The sequence below is a fragment of the Nocardia canadensis genome, from assembly GCF_032656385.1.
Classification (GTDB): domain Bacteria; phylum Actinomycetota; class Actinomycetes; order Mycobacteriales; family Mycobacteriaceae; genus Nocardia; species Nocardia canadensis.
The window spans coordinates 1,631,393-1,658,022 of record NZ_JAVCWB010000010.1 but is presented as its reverse complement, the minus strand read 5'-3'; the positions used below and the strand labels follow the sequence as shown (position 1 = coordinate 1,658,022).

Sequence of the window (26,630 nt, the reverse complement as noted above, 5' to 3'; positions counted from 1 at the left end):
TCGCGACGATGTGAGGGCGCAGACAAGCGTCAGCTAACGGGGTGGCGACGGCCTACCTGGGCCTATGCCGCGCAGCTATGGACGTGGTTGGTTGCCGGGCGAGCGCACCGGTAGATTGGTGCGATGGTTTGCGACGAGCACACCGGCGCTGCCGGTCCGACGGACGTGGGCATGGTCTCGGCCATGTAACAAGACCGGACGGCCTGACAGATAGTGCCAATGGACATTTTTTGCCTGATTGATTTCGAGAACTGAACCCGAGACGCAGGCGCCACGCTAGTTCTACAGCTGAGGCGCCTGCGTTCCGGTGTCGTCGGGGAGCGCCTGCCCAGGTGTTCCGGAAGCGAGGTTTGGGTTGGACCGGCTGGATTTCGGCGGAAACGGCGAAACTGGTGACGGACGTGGAGACTCTGCGGAGTACTTCCCGCTCTCGCCCGCACAGCTGGGTATCTGGTACGCGCAGCATGTCGACCCACAGGTGCCGATCAATATCGCCCAGTTCGTCGACCTGCGTGGCCGGCTCGATGTCCCGGTGCTCGAGCGGGTCAGCTCCCAGGCCGCCGCGGAGCAGCAGTCGGGCTTCCTGCGCATCGTCGAGATCGACGGCGAACCGATGCAGACCGTCGACCTCACCCTCGACGACACGCTGATCTACGTCGACCTGCGTGGCGAAGCCGATCCCGAGGCGGCCGCCGCGGCGTGGATGCGCGCCGAGTACAGCCGCCCGCTCGACATCGTCGACGACCGTCTCGTGCAGGCCGCGGCGCTGCAGCTCGAGGACGAGCGCTGGTACTGGTATGCCCGCGTCCACCACATCGTGCTCGACGGTTTCGGCGCCAACAACTTCGTCACCCGCACGGCACAGCTCTACACCGCGGCCGTCACCGGCACCGAGGCGCCGGAGAACAAGGCCACCGACCTGCGCGCGCTCTACGAGTCGGAGATCGCCTACCGCGACAGCTCGCGCTTCGAGTCCGACAAGGCGCACTGGGCCCAGCGCGTCGCCGGGCTGGAAGAGGGCAGCAGCCTCACCGGCCGGTCGGCGCCGCCGTCGCCGGTCAACGATGTCACCAGCGCCGCCCTGAGCCCCGCCCAGGACGAGCTGTTCAGCGAGGCCATCGCCCGCCACGACACCACCTCGGCGCCCCTGCTGATCGCCGGTTTCGCGGCGTATCTGGCGCAGATCACCGGTACCTCCGACGTCATCCTGAGTCTTCCGGTGACCGGCCGTACCACCGCGATCATGCGGCGTTCCGGCGGTGTGACCTCCAACATCGTGCCGCTGCGCCTGCGCGTGGGCCACGACACCACCGTCGCCGAGCTGCTGCGCTCGGTCACCACCGAGGTCTCGGGCGCGCTGCGGCACCAGCGCTACCGGCACGAGGACATCCGCCGTGATTCGGCGGGCGACGGCATGGTCGCCACGGAGTTCTTCGGCCCGTGGGTCAACATCATGCTGTTCGACAACGAGCTGCGCTTCGGCGACATGGACGGCACCCTCAACGTGCTCTCCACCGGTTCGATCGAGGACCTGGGCGTCAACTTCTATCAGTCGCACGGCGGCACCCGCTCCCACATCGACTTCGAGACCAACCCGAACCTGTACTCGGCGGCCGACGCGGCCACCCACCACGCCCGCTTCCTGGAGTTCTTCGATCGTTTCCTGGCCGCCGACGCCGCGCTGCCGGTGTGGTCGCTGCCGGTCACCGGCGCCGCCGAGCTGGAGCGCTCGCTGACCGAGTGGAACGACTCGGCGCACGAGGTCCCCGCGACCACGCTGCCCGCGCTGCTGGACGCGCAGATCCCGCGCACCCCGGACAACATCGCCCTGGACTTCGAGGGCGCGACCCTGACCTACGCCGAGTTCGGCGCGCGGGTCAACCGCCTGGCCCGGTTCCTGATCGCCGACGGCGTCGGCCCGGAGTCGCTGGTGGCGCTGGGCATGCGCCGTTCGCTGGACCTGGTGATCGGTATGCACGCGGTGCTGCGCGCCGGTGGCGCGTACGTGCCGATCGACCCGGATCACCCGGCCGACCGCACCGCCTACATCCTCGAGTCCGCGGCACCGGTCTGCGTGCTGACCACCACCGGTGATGACCTGGACCTACCGGGCACGGTGGCCCGGGTGGAGATCGACACCCTCGATACCTCCGCGTTCGCCGATACCCCGATCACCGACGACGACCGGCTGGCGCCGCTGCGCCCGGACAACACGGCCTACGTCATCTACACCTCGGGTTCGACCGGTCGACCCAAGGGCGTCGCGGTCACCCATCACGCGATCGTCAACCAAGAGCTGTGGATGCTCGACGAGTACCGGTTGACCGCCGACGATGTCTACCTGCAGAAGACCGCGACCACCTTCGACGTGTCGCTGTGGGGTTACTTCCTGCCGCTGATGGTCGGCGCCAAGCTGGTCATCGCCTCGCCCGACGGCCACCGTGATCCGCTGTATGTCGCGGACATGATCGAACGCCACGGCGTCACCGTGACCGACTTCGTGCCGTCGATGCTGACGGTCTTCGTCTCCCATGCCACGCAGGCCCAATGTGAAACGCTGCGTGCGGTTTTCGTGATCGGCGAGGCGCTGCCGCCGGAGACGGCCGCCGGTCTGCGCGCGATCTCCACCGCGGGCCTGCACAACCTGTACGGCCCGACCGAGGCCGCGGTCTCGGTCACCTACTGGGAGGCCACCGAGGCCGACACCGTGACGGTGCCGATCGGTATCCCCGAGTGGAATGTCGAAGTGTACGTGCTGGATTCGCGGCTGCGCCCGGCCGCGATCGGCGCACCGGGTGAGCTGTATCTGGCGGGCCGTCAGCTGGCCCGCTGCTACCGCGGCCGCCCGGATCTGACCTCGGATCGCTTCGTCGCCAACCCGGTCGGCGCGCCGGGTGAGCGCATGTACCGCACCGGTGACCTGGTGCGCTGGAACGCCGACGGCGTCCTGGAGTACATCGGCCGCACCGACTTCCAGGTGAAGTTCCGTGGTCAGCGCATCGAGCTCGGCGAGATCGAGACCGATCTGCTCGCGCATCCCAGCGTCAGCCAGGCCGCGGTGCTGGTGGTCGACACCGCCACCGGCCAGCAGCTGGTGGCCTATGTGGTGCCCGCGCCGGGCCAGTCCGCCGATCCGGCGACGCTGACCCGTTTCGTCGCCGAGAAGCTGCCCAGCTACATGGTGCCCGCGTCGATCATGGTGCTCGACGCGTTCCCGCTCAACACCTCCGGCAAGCTGGACCGCAAGGCCCTGCCCGAGCCCGTGTTCACCGCCGCCGCGGGCGATTTCCGTGCTCCGCGCACGCCGTCCGAGCAGATCGTGGCCGGCATCTTCGCCGATGTGCTGTCCCAGGAGCGAGTCGGCGCCGACGACAACTTCTTCGAGCTCGGCGGTAACTCGCTGGTCGCGACCCAGGTCGTGGCCCGCATCGGCGCGGCCTTCGGCATCCAGCTGGGGGTGCGCGCGCTGTTCGAGACCCCGACCGTGGCCGGGTTGGCCGCGCGGGCCGAATCCGTCACTCCCGCCGATGTTTCCGCCGCTCGCCCGCCGCTGGTGGCGCTGCCGCATCCCGAGCAGGTGCCGCTGTCGCTGGCTCAGCAGCGGATGTGGTTCATCAACCAGTTCGACCCCGCCGCGCCGACCTACAACCTGCCCTTCGTGGTGCGGATGAAGGGTCGCGTCGATGTCGACGCGCTGATCGCCGCGCTCAACGACGTGGTGGTGCGCCAGGAATCGCTGCGCACCATCTTCCCCGACGCCGACGGCGGCTTCCAGCAGGTGCTGCCCGCCGACGAGTTCGATCTGGGCATCACGGTGACCCCGATCGATCAGTCGCTGCTGCACGACGAGCTGATCCTGTTCGCCTCCACCGGTTTCGACGTCACCTTGGAACTGCCGATCCGCGTGCGGATCTACCAGGTGACCGGCGGAACGACCAATGGCACACCGGAATTCGCGGTCGCCTTCGTCGTCCACCACATCGCCGCCGACGGTTTCTCCTTCGGCCCGCTGGCCCGCGACGTCGCCACCGCCTACCTGGCCCGCTCCGCGGGTGAGGCGCCCGGCTGGGCGCCGCTGCCGGTGCAGTACCGCGACTACACCCTGTGGCAGCGCGAACTGCTCGGCGCCGAAAGCGATCCGACGTCGATGGCCGCGCGCCAGCTCGACTACTGGCAGCGCGCGCTGGACGGCCTGCCCGATCAGCTCGACCTGCCCAGCGACCGCCCGCGTCCGCAGCAGCAGAGCTTCCGCGGCGCCCGCGTCGGTTTCGAGATCGACACCGAGACCCACGAGCAGCTGGCCGCGCTGGCCCGCGCCAACGGCGTCACCCTGTTCATGGTGATGCACGCCTCGCTGGCGGTGCTGCTCGCGCGTCTGTCCGGCACCACCGACATCGCCGTCGGCACCCCGATCGCGGGCCGCGGCGAGCAGGCGCTCGACGACCTGATCGGCATGTTCGTCAACACCCTGGTGCTGCGGTCCGATGTCGACCCCACCCAGCCGTTCAGTGAATTCCTCGCCCGCACACGGGAAACGGATCTGAGCGCGTTCGCCAACGCCGACGTGCCGTTCGAGCGGCTCGTCGACGTGCTCAACCCGTCGCGCTCGCAGGCGCGGCACCCGCTGTTCCAGGTGGTGCTGTCGTTCCAGGAGATGTCGCACGGCACCCTGGAACTGCCCGGCCTGTCGGTCGACGCCGACGAGGTCGAGGTCGATATGGCCAAGTTCGACCTGCAGTGGACGCTGACCGAGGAGCACACCAGCACCGGCTCGCTGTCGGGCATGACCGGCGTGCTCACCTACGCCGTCGACCTGTTCGACCAGTCGACCGTCGAGGAACTGCTGCTGCGCTGGCGGCGCGTGCTCGACGCGATCCTGGCCGACCCCGCCGTCACCGTCGGCGCGATCGACGTGCTCGACGACGCCGAGCGCACCGACCTGGTCACCCGCTACGGCGCGCCGGCCGCGGTCGCGCGCACCCTGCCGCAGCTGATGGCGCAGGCCGCCCGCGACACCGAGGCGACCGCCGTGGTGTTCGAGGGGACCACCGTGTCCTACGGCGAGCTGGATCGCCGCTCGAACCAGCTGGCGCGCTTGCTGATCCAGCAGGGCCTGGGTGCCGAGGACTTCGTCGCCGTCGCCGTGCCGCGCTCGCTGGAGTCGGTGCTCGCGGTGTGGTCGGTCGCCAAGACCGGTGCCGCGTTCGTGCCCGTCGACCCGAATTACCCGGCCGACCGCATCGCGCACATGATCACCGATGCCGGTGTCTCCGTGGGCATCACGGTCACCTCCGAGGCCGAGGAGCTGCCCACCTCGGTGCGCTGGCTCGAAGTCGACGACATCGATCTCGACGACATCTCCGACGCGCCGCTGGCTCCGCGTGAGCTGGTGCGCCCGACCGATCCGGCCCAGCCCGCCTACCTGATCTACACCTCCGGTTCCACCGGTGTGCCCAAGGGCGTGGTGGTCACCCATGCCAGCGTCGCCAACTTCTGCGCCGAGCAGATCGACCTGTACTCGCTCGACTCCGACACCCGCGCACTGCATTTCGCCTCGCCGTCGTTCGACGCGTCGGTGCTGGAACTGCTGCTGGCGCTGGGTCGCGGCGGCACGCTCGTGGTGGTCCCGCCGGGTGTCTACGGCGGTGAGGAACTGCGCGACATCCTCATCACCGAGGAAGTCACCCACGCCTTCGTCACCCCGGCCGCGCTGGCCACCTTCGACGCGCGCGGCCTCGACCACCTGCGGGTCCTGGCCGCCGGTGGCGAGGCGGTCCCGCCGGAGCTGGTCACCAAGTGGGCGGTGCGCCTGCCCGACGGCGCGCGCCGCATGCTGGGCAATGTCTACGGCCCGACCGAGACCACCATCGCCTCCAATCTGTCCGAGGGCCTGATCCCGGGGGAGCGGGTCGTCATCGGTGGACCCATCCGCGGTGTCCACACCCTGATCCTCGACGACCGGCTGCGCCCGGTGCCCGTCGGCGTGGCCGGTGAGCTCTACATCGGCGGCGTCGGCATGGCACGTGGCTACCACGCGCGCGCCGCGCTGACCGCCGACCGCTTCGTCGCCAACCCCTACGCGCCCGGCCTGCGGATGTACCGCACCGGTGACGTGGTGCGCTGGACCGCCGACCGCAATGTCGAATACGTCGGCCGCTCCGACTTCCAGGTGAAGGTCCGCGGTTTCCGTATCGAACTGGGCGAGATCGACTCCGCGCTGGCCTCGCACGAGACCGTCGACTTCGCGATCAGCATCGGCCACAAGAACAAGGGTGGCAGCACCTCGCTGGTGTCCTATGTCGTCGCGGTGCCGGGCAGCTCCATCGATGTGCCCGCGCTGACCGAGCATGTCGCCCAGCGCCTGCCCGCCTACATGGTGCCGTCGTCGATCATGGTGCTCGCCGCGATCCCGCTGACGGTCAACGGCAAGCTCGACCGCCGGGCGCTGCCCGCGCCGGTGTTCGAGGTGCGCGAGTTCCGTGCCCCGACCACCCCGATCGAGCAGATCGTCGCGCAGGTCTTCGCCGACGTGCTCGAGCTCTCGCGTGTCGGTGTCGAGGACGACTTCTTCGAACTCGGCGGCAACTCGCTGATCGCCACCCAGGTCGCCTCCCGCATCGGCATCGCCCTGGACACCCGGGTCCCGGTGCGCATGCTGTTCGAGGCGCCCACCGTCGCGGCGCTGGCCGCGCGGGTGGAGTCGCAGGCCGGTGACGGTGCCCGCAAGGCACTGGTCGCGCGTGAGCGGCCCGAGCTGGTGCCGCTGTCGCTGGCCCAGCAGCGCATGTGGTTCCTGAACCGCTTCGACACCGCCTCGGCGGTCAACAACATCCCGGTCGCGATCCGGCTCTCCGGTGACCTGGACGTGGCCGCGCTGCAGGTCGCCGTCATCGACGTGATCGACCGGCACGAGTCGCTGCGCACCGTGTTCCCCGAGTCGGGCAACGGCCCGGTGCAGGTGGTGCTCGACGCCGCGCAGATCGTCCCCGACCTGACCCCGTACCGGGTCACCGAGGACAACCTCATCGATCATCTGATCGACCTGGCCTCGATGGCCTTCGACGTGACCAGCGAAGTGCCGCTGCACGCGCGGCTCTTCGAGATCAGCGAGACCGAGTACGTGCTCGGCATGGTGGTGCACCACATCTCCGCCGACGGCTGGTCGATGGCGCCGCTGTCGCGCGATGTCATCGTCGCCTACGCGGCGCGCACCTCCTGGGAGGCGCCGACCTGGGCCGAATTGCCGGTCCAGTACGCCGATTACGCGCTCTGGCAGCGCGAGGTGCTCGGCTCCGAGGACGACGCGCAGTCGCTGATCTCCTCCGAGATCGACTACTGGACCCGCGAACTCGCCGATCTGCCCGACGAGCTGGTGCTCCCGGCCGACCACCCGCGTCCGCCGGTGGCCACCTACCGTGGCGGCACCTACAGCTTCGTCATCTCCGGCGAGACCCAGCGCGCCCTGGTCGATCTGGGCCGCCGCTACAACGCCTCGCTGTTCATGGTCATGCACAGCGCGCTCGCCGTGCTGCTGGCCCGCGCCAGCGGCACCAGCGACATCGCCATCGGCACCCCGGTGGCCGGCCGTGGCGACCAGGCCCTCGACGACCTGGTCGGCATGTTCGTCAACACCCTGGTGCTGCGCAGCCAGGTCGAGGGCGCGACCCCGTTCGCGGCCCTGCTCGACCAGGCCCGCGAGACCGACCTGCAGGCGTTCGCGCACGCCGACGTGCCGTTCGAGCGGCTCGTCGAGGTGCTCAACCCGCCGCGGTCGCAGGCGCGCCATCCGCTGTTCCAGGTGATGCTGTCGTTCCAGAACAACAAGCAGGCCTCGCTGCAACTGCCCGGCCTGTCGGTCAGCGGCATCGACTACGACTCCCAGCTGGCCAAGTTCGACCTGCAGCTGACCCTGACCGAGGTGCAGGACACCGACGGTGAGGCCGGCGGCATGTCGGCCGAGTTCTCCTACGCCCTCGATCTTTTCGAGGAGTCGACGGTCGCCGCGTTCGCGCGCAGGCTCGACAACATCTTCGCCGCGATCGTGGCCGATCCCGAGGTCGCCGTCGGTGACATCGATCTGCTGGCGCCCGAGGAGCACGCGCAGGTCCTCGTCGACTGGAACGACACCGCGCGCCCGGTGCCCGCCGGCACGCTGGTCTCGCTGTTCGACGCGCAGGTCGAGCGGACCCCCGACGAGGTCGCGCTGGTCTTCGAGAACGAGCGGCTGACCTACCGCGAGCTGCAGGAGCGCGCCAACCGCATCGCCCGCAGGCTGATCGCGGACGGCATCGGCCCCGGTGCGCATGTGGCTCTGGCCATTCGGCGTTCCACCGAACTGGTCGTCGCCATGTACGCGGTGCTGCAGGCAGGCGCGGCCTACGTGCCGCTCGACCCGGACCAGCCCGCCGACCGCATCGGCCACATCCTCGAGACCGCGCGGCCGGAACTGGTGCTCACCAGCCGCCGCGACGCGTTCGAGGCCGACGGCGTCACCGTGCGGGCGGTCGAGAACATCGCCTCGCCCGCCGATTTCGGCTCGGCGCCGATCACCGACGCCGAGCGCACGCAGCCGCTGCGCGCCACCAACACCGCCTACGTGATCTTCACGTCGGGTTCCACCGGCCGCCCCAAGGGCGTCGCGGTCGACCATGCCGCGATCGTCAACCGCCTGCTGTGGATGCAGCACGAGTACCCGATCGACGGCGCCGACGCGGTGCTGCAGAAGACCCCCGCCACCTTCGACGTGTCGGTGTGGGAGTTCTTCTGGCCCTTGCAGACCGGCGCTCGCCTGGTCGTCGCCAAGCCCGACGGCCACCGCGATCCGGTGTACCTGGCCCAGATCATCGCCGAACACGGCATCACCACCGCGCATTTCGTGCCGTCGATGCTGTCGGTGTTCGTCTCCACCCTGGGCAGCAACGGCAACGGCGACGCGGTGCGGCTGCGTCAGGTGTTCGCCTCCGGTGAGGCGCTGCCCGCGCCCACCGCGCAGCGCCTGCGCGAGCTGACCGGGGCCCGCCTGCACAACCTGTACGGCCCCACCGAGGCCGCGGTCGACGTCACCTATCACGAGGTGGTCGACACCGACGTGGAGTCGGTGCCGATCGGTCGTCCGGTGTGGAACACCAAGGTGTTCGTGCTGGATTCGCGTCTGCATCCGGTGGCCCCCGGTGTCGCGGGTGAGCTGTATCTGGCGGGCGATCAGCTCGCCGTCGGCTACCTCAACCGGGCCGACCTCACCGCCGACCGCTTCGTCGCCAACCCGTACGGCGCGGCCGGTTCGCGGATGTACCGCACCGGCGACCTCGTCACCTGGACCCGCGACGGGGAACTGAACTACCTGGGCCGCACCGACTTCCAGGTGAAGCTGCGCGGTCTGCGCATCGAGCTCGGCGAGATCGAGGCGACCCTGCTCGCCCAGCCGGGCGTCGCGCAGTCGGTCGTCGTCGTGCGCGCCGACGCGCACGCGGGCGATCAGCTCGTGGGTTATGTGGTGCCCGAAGCGGATTCGAGCATCGACGTGGCGGCGGTGAAGGCGGGCATCACCGCCGAGCTGCCCGCGTACATGGTCCCCGCCGCGCTCGTCGTGCTCGCGGAGTTCCCGCTCAACGCTTCCGGCAAGCTCGACCGCAAGGCGCTGCCCGCGCCGGTGTTCGAGGCCAAGGTGTTCCGCGCGCCCTCGACCCCGATCGAGGAGATCGTCGCGGAGATCTTCGCCGACCTGCTCGGTGCCGAGCGCGTCGGCGTCGACGACGACTTCTTCGCTCTCGGCGGCAACTCGCTGGTCGCGACCCAGGTCGCGGCCCGCCTGAGCAAGGCTCTCGACGCCGAGGTGGGCGTGCGCACCCTGTTCGAGGCGCCGACCGTCGGCGCGCTCGCGGCCCGGGTGGAATCGCACGCGGGCACCGGCGTGCGCGCCGAGCTCACCGCGCGTGCGCGGCCCGAGCACCCGCCGCTGTCGCTCGCACAGCAGCGCATGTGGTTCCTCAACCGCTTCGACCTGGGCGACTCCGGCGGCGCGGGCACCTACAACATCCCGGTCGCGGTCCGTCTGCAGGGCCTGCTGGACCTGCCCGCGCTGCGTGGCGCGGTCGCCGACGTCATCGCGCGGCACGAGTCGCTGCGCACCGTCTACCCCTCGCACGACGGCACCGCCTACCAGAAGGTGCTGGCCGCCGCCGTTTCCATCCCCGAGCTGGAACTGGTCGAGGCCGACGAGACCGACATGGCGATCTCGCTCTACGAGTTCGCCCGCCGCGGTTTCGATGTCACCGCGCAGGCCCCGGTCCGCCTGCGGGTCTACGAGCTGGGCGAGCGCGAGCACGTGCTGGTGATGGTGGTCCATCACATCGCCTCCGACGGCTTCTCGCTGCGCCCGCTGGTGCGCGACCTGATGACCGCCTACGTGGCGCGCACCGCCAACGCGGAGCCGGGCTGGCCGCCGCTGGCGGTGCAGTACGTCGACTACGCGCTGTGGCAGCGCGAAACCCTCGGCGAGGAGACCGATCCCACCTCGCTGATCTCCGAGCAGCTCGACTACTGGCGCGGCGCGCTCGCCGATCTGCCCGACGAGCTGCGCCTCGGCCACAAGTCGCGGCCCGCGCAGGCCACCTACCAGGCGGGGACCCACCGCTTCGAGGTGCCGGGCGAGCTCGTCGACGCGCTGAACCGGGTCGCCCACGAGCACGGCACCACGCTGTTCATGGTGGTGCACAGCGCCTTCGCGGTGCTGCTGTCGCGCCTGTCGGGCACCGAGGACATCGCCGTCGGCATCCCCGTCGCCGGTCGTGGCGAGCAGGCTCTCGACGACCTGGTCGGCATGTTCGTCAACACCCTGGTGCTGCGCGCCCAGGTCGATCCGGCGGCCTCGTTCACCGAGCTGCTGGCGCGGGTCCGCGAGCACGACCTGGCCGCCTTCGCGCACGCCGACGTGCCGTTCGAGCGCCTGGTCGAGGTGCTCAACCCGGCTCGCTCGCAGGCGCGCCACCCGCTGTTCCAGGTGATGCTCTCGTTCCAGAACCTGGGCCGCACCACCCTGGAACTGCCCGGCCTCACCGTCTCCGAGCTGGGCATCGACCAGCACGTGGCCAAGTTCGATCTGCAGCTGGCGCTCAGCGAGGTGCCCGCCGACGACGACAGCCACATGGACGCCGAACTCGTCTACGCCACCGATCTGTTCGACGCGGGCTTCGCCACCACCTTCGGCGCGCGTCTGCTGCGTGTGCTCACCGGCATCGTGGCCGATCCGTCGGTCGCGGTCGGTGACATCGAACTGCTCGACGACGCCGAGCGCACCCTGGTGCTCGACCGCTGGAACGACACCGAGTTCGCCGTCGACGCCGCGCTGAGCACCCCCAGCGACGACGACCCGGCGACCCTCAACGCCCTGTTCGAGGCGCAGGTCGCGCGCACGCCCGACGCGACCGCGCTCACGTTCGAGGGGACGAGTCTGTCCTACGCCGAGTTCGCGATCCGCGTGCGCCGGCTCGCGCGCTGGCTCAAGGACGCCGGCGTCGGCCCGGAATCGTATGTGGCCCTGGGCATGCGGCGCTCGATCGACCTGCTGGTCGGCATGTACGCCGTGTCCGCGGCCGGTGGCGCCTATGTGCCGCTGGACCCCGACCACCCGGCCGAACGCATCGAGCACATCCTCGACACCGCGCAGCCGGTGTGTGTGCTGACCTCCGGCGAGAGCCTGCCCGGCGTGGCCGGGCGCGAGGTGCGCATCGATCAGCTCGACCTGTCCGGCCAGTCGGCCGAGCCGGTCACCGATGCCGACCGGCATCGTCCGCTGCGCTCGGACAACACCGCCTACGTCATCTTCACCTCCGGCTCGACCGGTCGCCCCAAGGGCGTCGCGGTCAGCCATGCCGCGATCGTCAACCGGCTGGTGTGGATGCACGCCGCCTACGGCCTGGCCGCCGACGACGTGGTGCTGCAGAAGACCCCCGCCACCTTCGACGTGTCGGTCTGGGAGTTCTTCTGGCCCTTGCAGGTCGGCGCGCGCCTGGTCGTCGCCAAGCCGGACGGGCATCGCGACCCGGCCTACCTGGCCCGCCTGATCGCCGCCGAGCAGGTCACCACGGTGCACTTCGTGCCGTCGATGATGGCCGTGTTCGTCACCGAACCCCTTGCCGCGGAATGTGTCTCGCTGCGTAATGTGTTCGCCTCCGGTGAGGCGCTGCCCGCGCCGACCGCGCAGCGCCTGCGCGAGCTGACCGGTGCCGCGCTGCACAACCTGTACGGCCCCACCGAGGCTGCGGTCGACGTGACCTATCACGAGGTCACCGACGCCGACGCCGACACCGTGCCGATCGGCGCGCCGGTGTTCAACACCCGTCTGTACGTGCTGGATTCGCGTCTGCGGCCCGTTCCGGTGGGTGTCGCGGGTGAGCTCTATCTCGCGGGCGTGCAGCTGGCGCACGGCTATGTGGGTCGGCCCGACCTCACCATGGACCGCTTCGTCGCCGACCCGTTCGCTCCCGGCGAGCGTATGTACCGCACCGGTGACCTCGTCACCTGGACGCCGGACGGCGAGCTGGAATACCTGGGCCGCACCGATTTCCAGGTCAAGCTGCGTGGTCTGCGCATCGAGCTCGGCGAGATCGAGTCTGCGCTCACCGCGCTGCCGCAGATCGCCCAGGCGGTGGTCGTGGTCCGTGCCGACGAGCGCACCGGCGATCAGCTGGTCGCCTACGTCATCCCGCAGCAGGGCTCGACCGTCGACACCGACGCGGTCAAGGACGCCCTCGGCGCCGAACTGCCCGTCTACATGGTGCCCGCCGCGTACGTGGTGCTGAACGCCTTCCCGCTCAACGCTTCCGGCAAGCTCGACCGCAAGGCGCTGCCCGCGCCGGTGTTCGCCGCGCGCACCTTCCAGGCGCCGGTCACCCCGGTGCAGCAGATCGTCGCCGCCACCTTCGCCGAGGTCCTCGGCGCGGGTCAGGTCGGCCTCGACGACGACTTCTTCGAGCTCGGCGGCAACTCCCTGGTGGCCACCCGGGTCGCCGCTCGCCTGTCCGAGGCGCTCGACACCCAGGTGCCGCTGCGCGCGCTGTTCGAGGCCTCGACCGTGGCCTCGCTGGCCGCGCGGGTGGAGACCGCCACCGGTCGCGGCGGGCGTATCCCGCTGGTGCCGCAGCCGCGGCCCGAGCTGGTGCCGCTGTCGCAGGCCCAGCAGCGGATGTGGTTCCTCAACCGCTTCGACAACCGCACCGCCGTCAACAACATCCCGGTCGCGATCCGGCTCACCGGCGACCTCGATGTCGCCGCGCTGGAAGCGGCCATCGCCGATGTGACCGCGCGGCACGAGTCGCTGCGCACCTTCTACCCGGAGGTGGAGGGCGCCGGTTACCAGCAGGTCCTGCCCGCCGACGAGGTACGTTTCGCGCTGCCCGCCCAGCCGGTCACCGCCAACGAGGTCGTCGCCCGCGTGGTGGAGCTGGCGAGCGTGCACTTCGACGTCACCCGCGAGGTGCCGTTCCGCGCGAGCCTGCTGCGCGTCGACGACCGGAACCACGTCGCCGTGCTGGTCATGCACCACATCAGCGGTGACGGGTTCTCGCTGCGACCGCTGCTGCGCGACGTCGTCGTGGCCTACACCGAGCGTGTCCGCGGCGAGGTCCCCGCGTGGGCTCCGCTCGAGGTGCAGTACGCCGACTACACGCTGTGGCAGCGGGAGGTGCTCGGCGAGGAGTCCGATCCCGAGTCGGTCGCCGCGAGCCAGATCGCCTACTGGACCGAGCAACTGCGCGACCTGCCCGACCAGATCGAGCTGCCCGCCGACCGCCCGCGCCCCGAGATCGCCACCAACGCCGGTGACCTGTACCGCTTCTCGGTCGACGCCGACCTGCACCGCGCGCTGACCGAGATCGCCCGCGCGCACGGCGTCACCCTGTTCATGGTGATGCACGCGGCACTGGCCACCTGGGCCGCGCGCCTGTCCAACAGCACCGACATCGCCATCGGCACCCCGATCGCGGGCCGCGGCGAGCGCACCCTCGACGACCTCGTCGGCATGTTCGTCAACACCCTGGTGCTGCGCAGCGAGGTCGACCTCGGCGGCCGCTTCGGCGACCTGCTCGACCAGGTCCGCAAGGTCGACCTGTCGGCCTTCGCCAATGCCGACGTGCCGTTCGAGCGCCTCGTCGACGTCCTCAGCCCCACCCGCTCGCAGGCCCACCACCCGCTGTTCCAGGTGGCGCTGACCTTCGAGGCGGCCACCGCCGCCGATACCGGCACCGTCGCCCTGCCGGGCCTCGACCTCGACGTCGTCGACTTCGACCCGGGCACCGCGAAGTTCGACGTGCAGCTGACCGTGGGCGAGGCCGCCGACGGCTCGCTGGCGATGTCCTGGAACTACGCCACCGATCTGTTCGACGCCGAGACCGTCGCCGCCTTCGGCGATCGCCTGGTGCGCATCCTGCGCACCGTCGCGGACAACCCCGACGTGATCGTCGGCGACATCGACCTGCTCGGCGAGGCCGAACAGCGCGATGTCGCGCAGCGCTGGGTGTCCTCCGGCGCCGACGCCATCGCCCTGCCGGTGATCCACGACGCCAGCACCCCGGCGGGTCACCGTCGCGGGCTGTTCGGCAACAAGCACACGACGCTGGTCGACCTGTTCGACGCGGCGGCCGCGGCCTACCCCGATCGCATCGCCGCCAAGTTCGGCGTCGAGTCGCTGACCTACGCCGAGCTCGATCGGCGCGCGAATGTGCTGGCGCGCAGGCTGATCGACGACGGCGCCGGCCCCGAGTCGCTGGTCGCGGTGATCCTGCCGCGCTCGCTCGATCTCGTCGTCGCGCTGCTGGCCGTGGTCAAGACCGGCGCGGGCTACGTGCCGGTCGACCCGACCTACCCGGCCGAGCGCATCGCTTACGTGCTCGAGGACTCCCGTCCCACCAGCGTGGTCCTCGACTCCACCGTGCAGGTGACGGTGCCCGCGCACCTGCCCTCGGTGGTGCTCGACGGGTTCGCCGTGGAGACCGGCAATATCGAGGACGCCGACGATCTGCCGATCACCGACGCCGACCGGATCGCGCCGCTGTCGCCGGACAACGTCGCCTACGTCATCTACACCTCCGGCTCGACCGGTCGCCCCAAGGGCGTCGCGGTCGCGCACCGGAACGTGGTGCGGCTGTTCGCCAACACCGACCGCGACTTCGGCTTCGGCCCGCGCGATGTGTGGACGCTGTTCCACTCCTACGCCTTCGACTTCTCGGTGTGGGAGCTGTGGGGTCCGCTGCTGTTCGGCGGCTCGCTGATCGTCGTCGACTACTACACCTCGCGTTCGCCCGAGCAGTTCCTGGAACTGCTGCGTGTCGAGCAGGTGACGGTGCTCAACCAGACGCCGTCGGCGTTCTACCAGCTCGCCGAGGCCGACCGGATCGCCGGACCCGGCCTGGCGCCGCTGGCCCTGCGCTACGTCGTCTTCGGCGGTGAGGCGCTGGAACTGCGCCGCCTGTCGGATTGGGTTGCCCGCCACGGCGACAGCTCGCCGACGCTGGTCAACATGTACGGCATCACCGAGACCACGGTGCACGTGTCGTTCCGCGCGCTGGACGCGAAGACCATTGCCGCCGCGGCGGGTTCGGTCGTCGGCCGGGCCATCGCCGGCCTGGGCGTGTACGTGCTGGACAACCGGCTGCGGCCGGTGCCGGTGGGTGTCGCCGGTGAGATGTATGTGGCCGGACCGCAGTTGGCGCGCGGCTACCTCGGTCGCCCCGACCTGACCGCGACCCGTTTCGTCGCCAACCCGCTCGCGGGCCCGAGCCAGGCGGGCTCGCGCCTGTACCGCTCCGGCGACCTCGCGCGCTGGAACCGCTTCGGCGAGCTCGAATACCTCGGCCGCGCCGACGATCAGGTGAAGGTCCGCGGCTTCCGCATCGAGCTCGGTGAGATCGAAGCCGCCGTGCTGGCCCAGCCCGGCATCGCCCAGGCCGCGGTCATCGTGCGCGAGGATCAGCCGGGCGACCAGCGCATCGTCGCCTACGTGGTCGCCGACGGCGACGCCCAGCCCGACCTCGACGTCGTGCGCAGCGGTGCCGCCGAACAGCTGCCCGCCTACATGGTTCCGGCCGCGCTGGTCCGCCTCGAGTGGATCCCGCTGACCGTCAACGGCAAGCTGGACCGTCGCGCCCTGCCCGCTCCCGCGGTGCAGGCCAGGGCCTTCCGCGCGCCGGTCACCCCGGTACAGGAGACCGTCGCGGCGGTCTTCGCCGACGTGCTCGGCCTGGACCGGGTCGGCGTCGACGACGACTTCTTCGACCTCGGCGGCAACTCGCTCATCGCCACCCGCGTGGTCGCCCGCATCGGCGCGGCGCTCGGCGCCACCGTGCCGGTGCGCGCGCTGTTCGAGGCCTCCACCGTGGAAGCCCTTGCGGCGCGGGTGGAATCGCACACCGGCGGCACCGCCCGCGCGGCGCTGGTCGCCCGTGAGCGCACCGAGGGTGAACTGGTGCCGCTGTCGTTCGCGCAGCAGCGCATGTGGTTCCTCAACAAGTACGACACCACCTCGGCGGCCTACAACCTGCCCGTCGCGATCCGCCTCACCGGCGCGCTCGACACCGAAGCGCTGGCGCTGGCGCTGGCCGACCTGGTGCGCAGGCACGAATCGCTGCGCACCCGCTACCCCGAGCACGGCGGCACCCCGGTGCAGCAGATCGTCGCGGCCGAACGCATCTCGCTGGATCTGCGCCCGGTCACGGTCGCCCAGGAGCAGCTGTTCGGCACCGTGACCGAGTTCGTGTCCACCGGTTTCGATGTGGCCGAACAGGTTCCGTTGCGTGCGCGCCTGTTCAAGGTCACCCCCGAGTCCGCTGGCGGTGCTCCCTCCGGGCGCGCCGACGCCGAGCATGTGCTGGTCGTGGTCGTGCACCACATCGCGGCTGACGGTTTCTCCATCGCGCCGCTGACCCGCGACGTGATGCTGGCCTACACCGCTCGCGCCCAGGGCACCGCGCCCGGCTGGGCGCCGCTGCCGGTGCAGTACGCCGATTTCGCGATCTGGCAGCGCGCGGTGCTCGGCACCGAGGACGACGCCGACTCGCTGATGTCGCGCCAGGTCGGGTACTGGCAGCGCCAGCTCGCCGGTGTCCCCGACGAGCTGACCCTGCCGTTCGACCGTGCCCGCCCGGCCATCGCCTCGCATCGCGGCGCCACCGTGCACCGCGAGCTGGCGCCCGAGCTCATCGCCAAGCTCGACGAGGTGGCCCGCCGCCAAGGCGCGTCGCTGTTCATGGTCATGCACACCGCGCTGGCGGTGCTGCTCTCGCGCCTGTCGGGCTCCGACGACATCGCCATCGGCACGCCCATCGCGGGCCGTGGTGAACAGGCCCTCGACGACCTGGTCGGCATGTTCGTCAACACCCTGGTGTTGCGCACCGGCGTGCGCCCGGCCGAGTCGTTCACCGACCTGCTCGAGCAGGCCCGCAAGGCCGACCTCGACGCCTACGGCAACGCCGACGTGCCGTTCGAGCGCCTGGTGGAACTGCTGGCGCCGGAGCGCTCGCAGTCGCGCAACCCGCTGTTCCAGGTGATGCTGGCCTTCCAGAACCTGGACCGCACCACCCTGGAACTGCCCGGCCTGGCCGTCTCGGCGCTCGATCTCGACGAGAGCGTCGCGCGCTTCGACCTGCAGTTCACCCTGTCCGAACTCGGTGAGCCGGGCAGCGGCGGCATGGCGCTGGCCCTGAACTACGCCACCGAACTGTTCGACGAGGCCACCGTCGACACCATCGCGACCCGCTGGGAGCGCGTGCTCGAAGCCGTCGCCGCCGACGCCACGGTCACCGTCGGCGCCATCGATGTCCTCGATGCCGCCGAGCGGGCCGATCTGGTGTCGCGCGTCGGCGAGCCGCCGGTGCCCGCGCGCACCCTGCGCAGCCTGCTGGCCGAGGCCGTCGCGCTGAACCCGACCGGCGACGCCGTCGTGTTCCAGGGGACGGCTCTGTCCTACGCCGAGCTGGATGAGCGCTCGAACCGCTTGGCGCGCTTGCTGATCGCCGAGGGGATCGGCGCCGAGGACCTCGTCGCCGTCGGCGTGCCGCGCTCGGCCGACTCGGTGCTGGCCGCCTGGGCCGTCGCCAAGACCGGCGCCGCCTTCGTGCCGGTCGACCCGACCTACCCGGCCGACCGCATCGCCCACATGGTCACCGACTCGGGTTCACCGCTGGGCCTCACCGTCGCCTCCGTGCGCGCGGGCCTGCCGGAATCGGCACGGTGGCTGGTGCTCGACGAGCTGGACCTGGACGCCTTCGACGGCGGCCCGATCGCGGATTCGGAACTGGTCCGCGCGACCACGCCCGAGCAGCCCGCCTACGTCATCTACACCTCCGGCTCGACCGGTGTGCCCAAGGGCGTCGTGGTCACCCACGCCGGCCTGGCCAACTTCGGCGAGGAGCAGGCCCAGCGCTACGCCCTCGATACCGATACCCGCGCACTGCATTTCGCCTCGCCCTCGTTCGACGCCTCGATCCTGGAACTGCTGCTGGCGCTGGCCCGCGGCGGCGCGCTGGTCGTCGTCCCGCCGGGTGTCTACGGCGGTGACGAACTGTCCGAGCTGATCCGCGCCGAGCGGGTCACCCACGCCTTCATCACCCCCGCAGCGCTGGCGACCTTCGACCCGAGCGGCCTGGATTCGCTGCGGGTGCTGGTCGCCGGTGGTGAGGCGGTGCCCGCCGATCTGGTGAGCAAGTGGGCGGTTCCGTTGGCGGACGGCACGACTCGCGCCTTCCATAACGGTTACGGTCCCACCGAGACCACGATCATGACCAACATCAGCGCCGCGCTGACCCCGGGCGAGCTGGTCACCATCGGTGGCCCGACGCGCGGCATGCGCTCGCTGATCCTGGACGCCCAGCTCCAGCCCGTTCCGGTGGGTGTCGCGGGTGAGCTGTATCTGTCGGGCATCCAGCTGGCGCGCGGCTACCACGCCCGCGCCGGGCTGACCGCCGACCGATTCGTCGCCGATCCGTTCGTGCCGGGGGAGCGGATGTACCGCACCGGTGACGTCGTGCGCTGGACCGCCGACGGCACCGTCGAATACGTCGGCCGCTCCGACTTCCAGGTCAAGATCCGCGGTTTCCGTATCGAACTGGGCGAGATCGACTCCGCGCTCGCCTCGCACGAGACCGTCGACTTCGCGACCACCATCGGCCACAAGAGCACGGCGGGCGCGGTCTCGCTGGTCGCGTATGTGGTTGCCGCGCCGGGCCATTCGATCGACGTCGCGGCGCTGACCGCGCACGTCGAGGACCGCCTGCCCGCCTACATGGTGCCGTCGTCGATCATGGTGATCGACCACGTGCCGCTGACTCCGGTCGGCAAGCTCGACCGTAAGGCGCTGCCGGAGCCGGTGTTCGCCACCGAGGTCACCTTCCGGGCCGCGCGCACCTCGATCGAGCAGACCATCGCCGAGGTCTTCGCCGAGGTGCTCGGGGTCGAGCGCGTCGGCGTGGACGACTCGTTCTTCGCCCTGGGCGGTGACTCGATCGTCTCCATTCAGCTCGTCTCCCGGGCCAAGGCCCGCGGCGTGCTGTTCACTCCGCGCCACGTCTTCGAACAGCGCACCGTCGCCGGGCTGGCCTCGGTCGCCGAGACCGCCGAGGTCGGTTCGGCCGCCGCCGTCACGCTGGCCGAGCTGCCCGGCGGTGGCGTCGGCGAGATGCCGCTGACCCCGGTCGTCCGGTTCATGGCCGAGCGGTCCGGCTCGTTCGACCGGTTCAACCAGACCATGGCGCTGGAACTGCCGGTCGGCATCGACCGCGCGGGCATCGCCGCCACTGTCGGCGCGGTCATCGACCGCCACGACATGCTGCGTTCGCGCCTGCACCAGGTCGACGGCCGCTGGGTCGTCGACACCGCGCCCGCCGGCGCGGTCGACGCCGACGCGCTGATCGACCACAGCACCTTCCCGGCCGATGCCACCGACGACCAGCTGATCGAGATCGCCTCCGCCGCACTGGATGCCAGCCTGGACCGGCTCGATCCCGCCGCGGGCGTCGTCGTTCGGTTCGTCTGGCTGGAGCCGTCCGCCGCGACCGCCCCGGCTATCTCGCTGCCCGGTGATGCCGCCCCGACCGGCGACACCGCCGCGAGCGTTTCCGGCGACACGACCTCGGCGACCGCCACCGACGCCGCGGCGTCGTCCGCCGGATCCCGGTCCGTCGCGCGGGCAGGTCGCCTGATCGTCGTCGCCCACCACCTCGTGGTCGACGGCGTGTCCTGGCGCATCCTGGTGCCCGACTTCGTCGCTGCCTGGGGCCAGCTCTCCGCCGGCCAGCAGCCGGAACTGGTCGCCCCGGCCACCTCCATGCGGGCCTGGGCGCACGCGCTCGCCGACGAGGCGCGCAGCCCCGAACGCGCCGCCGAACTCGACTTCTGGCGCGAGGTCGTCGCCACCCCGGATCCGCTGCTCACCGAGCGGCCGATGAACCCGGCCGTCGACGTCTCCGGCGTCATCGAGAAGCTGCCGGTCGAGGTGTCGGCCGAGGTCACCAAGGCCCTGCTGACCACCGTCCCGGCGTTGTTCCATGGTGGCGTCAACGACGGTCTGCTCACCGCCCTCGCACTGGCCGCGGCCAAGTGGCGCTCGACTCGCGTCGGCGCCACGGGCTCGACCACCCGTGCGGCCCTGGGCGACGGATCCGCTGCCGGTGACGGCCACCGCGCCGACAACGACGCACTGCTGGTCCGGCTCGAAGGCCATGGCCGCGAGGAAGAGGTCGCGCCCGGCGCCGACCTGTCGCGCACCGTCGGCTGGTTCACCGCTATTTTCCCGGTCCGCCTGGACCTGGCCGGTATCGACATCGACGCCGCGCTCGCCGGTGGTCCCGCGCTCGGTCAGGCCGTCAAGGCGGTCAAGGAGCAGCTGCTCGCCGTGCCCGACAAGGGCATCGGCTACGGCCTGCTGCGGTACATGAACGCCGAGACCGCGGCGGAACTGCCCACCCAGCTGCCCGGCCAGATCAGCTTCAACTACCTGGGCCGCGTCGCCGACAGCGACGTGCCCGACGCGCTGCGCGGCTTCGGCTGGATTCCCGCGCCCGAGCTGGCCGCCCTCGGCGGCGCCTACGACGCCGACATGCCCGCCATGGCGCCGTTGGACGTCAACGCGATCGTCGTCGGCGACAAGCTCAGCGCCAATATCGGCTACCCGAGCACCCTGCTCGCCGCCGCCGAGGTGCGCGAGTTCGCCGACTTGTGGGTCACCGCGCTGGAAGCCGTCGCCCGGCACGCCAACTCGGCCGACGCGGGTGGCCACACGCCGTCCGATTTCGCGCTGGTGCGCTCCACCCAGGGCGATATCGACGTCTGGGAGAAGCGCTACCCCGAGCTGACCCAGGTGTGGCCGCTGGCCGCGCTGCAGGCCGGTCTGTTCTTCCACGCCCGTCTGGCCGCCAGCTCGGTCGACGTCTACACCGCGCAGGCGGTCCTGACGCTCACCGGTCGCGTCGACGCCACCCGTCTGCGCGCTGCCGCCCAGGCTCTGCTGGACCGGCACGAGACCCTGCGCACGGCGTTCGTCACCGACCACGACGGCAATGCCGTCCAGATCGTCCTCGAGCACGCCGAGGTGGCCTGGACCGAACACGACCGCACCGAAACGGGCGAGTTCGCCGACCTCGTCGAGGCCGACCGCCATGCCCGCTTCGACCTGGCCGCGCCGCCGCTGATCCGGTTCACCCTGATCCGCATCGCCGAGAACGAGTGGCGCTTCGTGGTGTCCAACCACCACATCCTGCTCGACGGCTGGTCGACGCCGCTGGTCATGCGCGACCTGCTCGCGCTCTACGCCCTGCACGGCGACACGAGCGCGCTGCCCGCGGTCCGCTCCTACCGCCACTTCCTGGAATGGGTTGCCCAGCAGGATCACTCGGTGTCGGTCGCGGCATGGTCCGCCGCGCTGCGCGGCGTCACCGAGCCGACTCTGCTGGCCCGCCCCGACGCCAGCCGCGAGATCGCGGCGCTGTCGGAGGAGTACCTGTTCGACCTGGACGAGCCGACCACGGCCCGCCTGGTCGCGCTGGCCGCCGACCTCGGGGTCACCCCGAACACCGTGCTGCAGGTCGCCTGGTCGATCGTGCTCGGCCGGATGACCGGCCGCGACGACGTGCTGTTCGGCACCACCGTCTCGGGCCGCCCGGCACAGCTGTCGGGCGTGGAATCCATGGTCGGCCTGTTCATCAACACCGTCCCGGTGCGCGTGCGCTTCGACGCCGCCGAATCGGTGCGCGAGGTGCTGACCCGTACCCAGGGCGAGCAGGCCGACCTGCTCGACCACCACTACATCGGCCTGGCCGACATCCAGTCGGCCGCGGGCATCGGCGCCCTGTTCGACTCGCTGGTGGTCTTCGAGTCCTACCCGGTCGACGCCGAGGGCATCAAGGCCCAGGCCGCCGACATCGACGGCATGGCCGTCACCGGTCTGGACGCCGCCGACGCGACCCACTACCCGCTGTCGCTGATCGCCCAGCTGGACACGCAGCTCCGTATCCGGGCCGGCTACCTGAGCGATCTGTTCGACGCCGCCACCGTGCACCGCATCGCCGAGCGCCTGATCCGGGTGCTCACCGCGATCACCACCGAACCCGGTGTGGCCGTGGGCGATATCGAGCTGCTCGACGCCGCCGAACGCGAACTGGTCGTGCGCGACTGGAACGCCACCGCGCACGAGGTCGACACCACGGCCACCCTCGTCTCGATGTTCGAGGCGCAGGTGGCGCGCACCCCGCAGGCCACCGCCCTCAGCTTCGAAGGCGAGAACCTGTCCTACGCCGAGTTCGCCCAGCGGGTCTACCGCCTGGCGCGCTGGCTGATCGATCGCGGTGTCGGCCCGGAAACCTATGTGGCCCTGGGTATGCGCCGCTCGATCGACCTGGTGGTCGGCATGTACGCGGTGAGCGTGGCCGGTGGCGCGTACGTGCCGCTCGATCCCGATCACCCGGCCGAGCGCACGGAATACATTCTGGCGACGGCGGATCCGGTGTGTGTGCTCACCTCGGGCACCGATCTGGAGATCGACACCGCGCAGGTCCGCATCGACCTGCTCGACCTGGTCGGCTACGCCGACACCCGCATCACGAATGCCGAGCGCACGGCGCCGCTGCGTCCGTCGAACACCGCGTATGTGATCTTCACGTCCGGTTCGACCGGTCGTCCGAAGGGTGTGGCGGTCAGCCACGGCGCGATCGTCAACCGTCTGGTGTGGATGCAGGCCGCCTACGGCCTCACCGCGGACGATGTGGTGTTGCAGAAGACCCCCGCCACGTTCGACGTGTCGGTGTGGGAGTTCTTCTGGCCCTTGCAGATCGGCGCGCGTCTGGTCGTCGCCAAGCCCGACGGTCATCGTGATCCGGCGTACCTGGCCGAGATCATCGCTGCCGAGGGTGTGACGGTCACCCACTTCGTGCCGTCGATGCTCGCGGTCTTCGTCGCCGACGCCGCGGCCGCGCGCTGCGCGTCGCTGCGGATGGTGTTCGCCTCCGGCGAGGCGCTGCCGCCCAAGCCCGCGCATCGTCTGCGCGAGCTCACCGGTGCGGCCCTGCACAACCTGTACGGCCCCACCGAGGCCGCGGTCGACGTCACCTTCCACGAGGTCGTCGACACCGATACCGACACCGTGCCGATCGGCGCGCCGGTGTTCAACACCGAGGTCTACGTGCTGGACGCGCGCCTGCGCCCGGTCCCGGTCGGTGTCGCGGGTGAGCTGTACCTGGCGGGCACCCAGCTGGCGCGCGGCTATGTCGCGCGGCCGGACCTGACCGCCGACCGCTTCGTCGCGAACCCCTTCTCCGCTGTGTCCGATGGCGTGGCAGCCGAGGGCCCTGCGGGGTCACGCTCCGCTACCTCCTCCGGGCCCGCCGGCAGCCCCGCGGGCGGCGCTCGCATGTACCGCACCGGCGACCTCGTCGCCTGGACCGAGCACGGCGAGCTGGAGTACCTGGGCCGCACCGACTTCCAGGTGAAGCTGCGTGGTCTGCGCATCGAGCTGGGTGAGATCGAGTCGGCGCTGACCGCGCTCGACGAGGTCGCCCAGTCGGTGGTCGTGGTCCGCGGCGATCAGCACACCGGCGATCAGCTGGTGGCCTACGTCATCGCCGCGCCGGGCCGCACCGTCGACATCGAGGACGCCCGCGAGGAACTGGGCACCAACCTGCCCGCCTACATGGTGCCCGCGGTCATCATCGTCCTCGACGAGTTCCCGCTCAACGCCTCCGGCAAGCTCGACCGCAAGGCGCTGCCCGCGCCGGTGTTCGAGGCCGCGGTGTTCCGCGCCCCGACCACGCCGGTCGAGGAGATCGTCGCCGCCACCTTCGCCGATGTGCTGGGCCTGGAGCGGGTCGGCCTCGACGACGACTTCTTCGCCCTCGGCGGCAACTCGCTGACCGCGACCCAGGTCGCCGCTCGCCTCTCGGCCGCGCTGGAGACCGACATCGGCGTGCGCGAACTGTTCGAGGCCTCCACCGTCGCCGGGTTGGCCGCGCGCGCCGAGACGCACTCCGGTACGGACCGTCGCGCCGCGCTGGTCCCGCAGCTGCGCCCCGAGCGGGTGCCGCTGTCGCTGGCCCAGCAGCGCATGTGGTTCCTCAACCGCTTCGACCCCGAGTCCGCGGTCGACAACATCCCGGCCGCCGTGCGGCTGTCGGGCCTGCTCGACCGGCAGGCGCTGCAGGTGGCCGTGGCCGACGTGCTCGCCCGTCACGAGTCGCTGCGCACCTACTACCCGGAGGTCGCCGGCGCGGCCCACCAGGTGATCGTGCCGACCGGCAAGGTCATCCCCGACCTCGCGCCGATCGAGACCACCGGTGCCGAACTGCCGCAGCGCCTCTCGGAGCTGGTGCTCACCGCGTTCGACGTCACCGCCGAGGTGCCGTTCCGGGCCGCCCTGTTCGAGATCAGCCCGACCGAACACGTGCTCGCCCTGGTCGTGCACCACATCTCGGCCGACGGCTTCTCCATGGGCCCGCTGACTCGCGACGTGATGACCGCCTACAGCGCCCGCGTCGAAGGCGCCGAGCCCGCCTGGCGTCCGCTCGAGGTCCAGTACGCCGACTTCGCCCTGTGGCAGCGCGCCGTGCTCGGCGACGAGGACGACGCCAAGTCCGTGATCTCCCAGCAGATCTCGTTCTGGGGTCAGCGGTTGCGCGGCCTGCCCGAGCAGCTGGACCTGCCCGCCGACCGGCCGCGTCCCGCGGTCGCCAGCGGTCGTGGCGCCACCCACACCTTCGAGATCGACGCCGACACCCATGCGGCACTGGCCGAGCTGGCCCGCAGCCGTGGCGCGACGCTGTTCATGGTCGCCCACGCGGCGCTGGCGCTGCTGCTCTCGCGCCTGTCCGGCGAGAACGACATCGCCATCGGCACCCCGATCGCCGGTCGTGGCGAGCGTGCCCTCGACGACCTGATCGGCATGTTCGTCAACACCCTGGTGCTGCGCACCGAGGTCGACGGCGACGCGAGCTTCACCGACCTGCTCGGCGAGGTCCGCGCGGCCGACATCGCCGCCTTCGGCCACGCCGACCTGCCGTTCGAGCGGCTGGTCGAGATCATCAACCCGGCCCGCTCGCAGGCCCGCCACCCGCTGTTCCAGGTCATGCTGGCCTTCCAGAACACCGGCCAGACCAGCCTGGAACTGCCCGGCCTGACCGTCAGCGGCGTCGAGCTGCCGATCGACGTGGCCAAGTTCGACCTGAACGTGGTGCTCACCGAGAAGCGACCGGCGGGCCCGGAGGCGGTAGCGAAGCGTGACCACGCAGGGTCCTCGGGAGCGGAGCGGTCCAACGCCGCGAAGCCCGCCGACTCGCCCGCGGGCATCGTCGCCGAGCTGATCTACGCCACCGACCTGTTCGACGCGGCCACCATGGATCGCTTCGGCACCCGCTTCGCCCGCCTGCTGGCCGCGATCGCGGCGGCGCCGGACCGGGCCGTCGGCGATCTCGAACTGCTCGACGACACCGAGAACGCGCTGGCCGTGCTCGGCTGGAACGACACCGAGCGCGCGCTGCCCGGCGCGGGCACCCTGGTCGACGAGTTCGCCCGCCAGGCCGCCGCCACCCCGGACGCGGTCGCGATCGTCGACCCGGCCTCCGGTGCGACGCTGACCTACGCCGAATTCGCCGCGCGCGTGCACCGTTTGGCGCATCGCCTGATCGAGGCGGGCGTCGGCCCGGAGACCCTGGTCGCGCTCGGCCTGCGCCGCAGCATCGACCTGGTCGTCGCGGCCTACGCCGTGCAGGAAGCCGGCGGTGGCTACGTGCCGCTCGACCTCGACCAGCCCGCCGACCGCATCGCCTACGTGCTGGAGACCGCCGCCCCGGTGGTCGTCCTCACCACGGCGCGCGACGGTTTCGACGCGGGTGAGCTGCCGACGCTGGCCGTCGACACCCTCGAGGTGGCGGCCTACTCCGACGCTCCGGTCACCGACGCCGAGCGGATCGCGCCGCTGCGTCCTCAGCACCCGGCCTACGTCATCTTCACCTCCGGGTCGACCGGTCGCCCGAAGGGCGTCGCCGTGCCGCACGCCGCCGTCGTCAACCAGATCCGCTGGATCACCGGCGAATACGGCATCGGCGCCGACGACGTGGTGCTGTTCAAGACCCCGGCTACCTTCGACGTCTCGGTGTGGG

The 26,630-nt window shown here is 70.9% G+C and carries 1 protein-coding gene (cut by a window edge); it reads left to right on the top strand.

What is annotated here, in order from left to right; genetic code table 11:
• Window positions 1-355 precede the first annotated feature (355 nt).
• A protein-coding gene (locus Q7X29_RS30785) for a non-ribosomal peptide synthase/polyketide synthase (RefSeq protein WP_316576131.1) crosses the window boundary here: on the top strand, window positions 356-26,630 show its 5' portion. 18,047 nt of this gene lie beyond the right edge of the window; the window shows 26,275 of its 44,322 coding nt (coding positions 1-26,275); the start codon lies at window positions 356-358; the stop codon falls past the right edge of the window.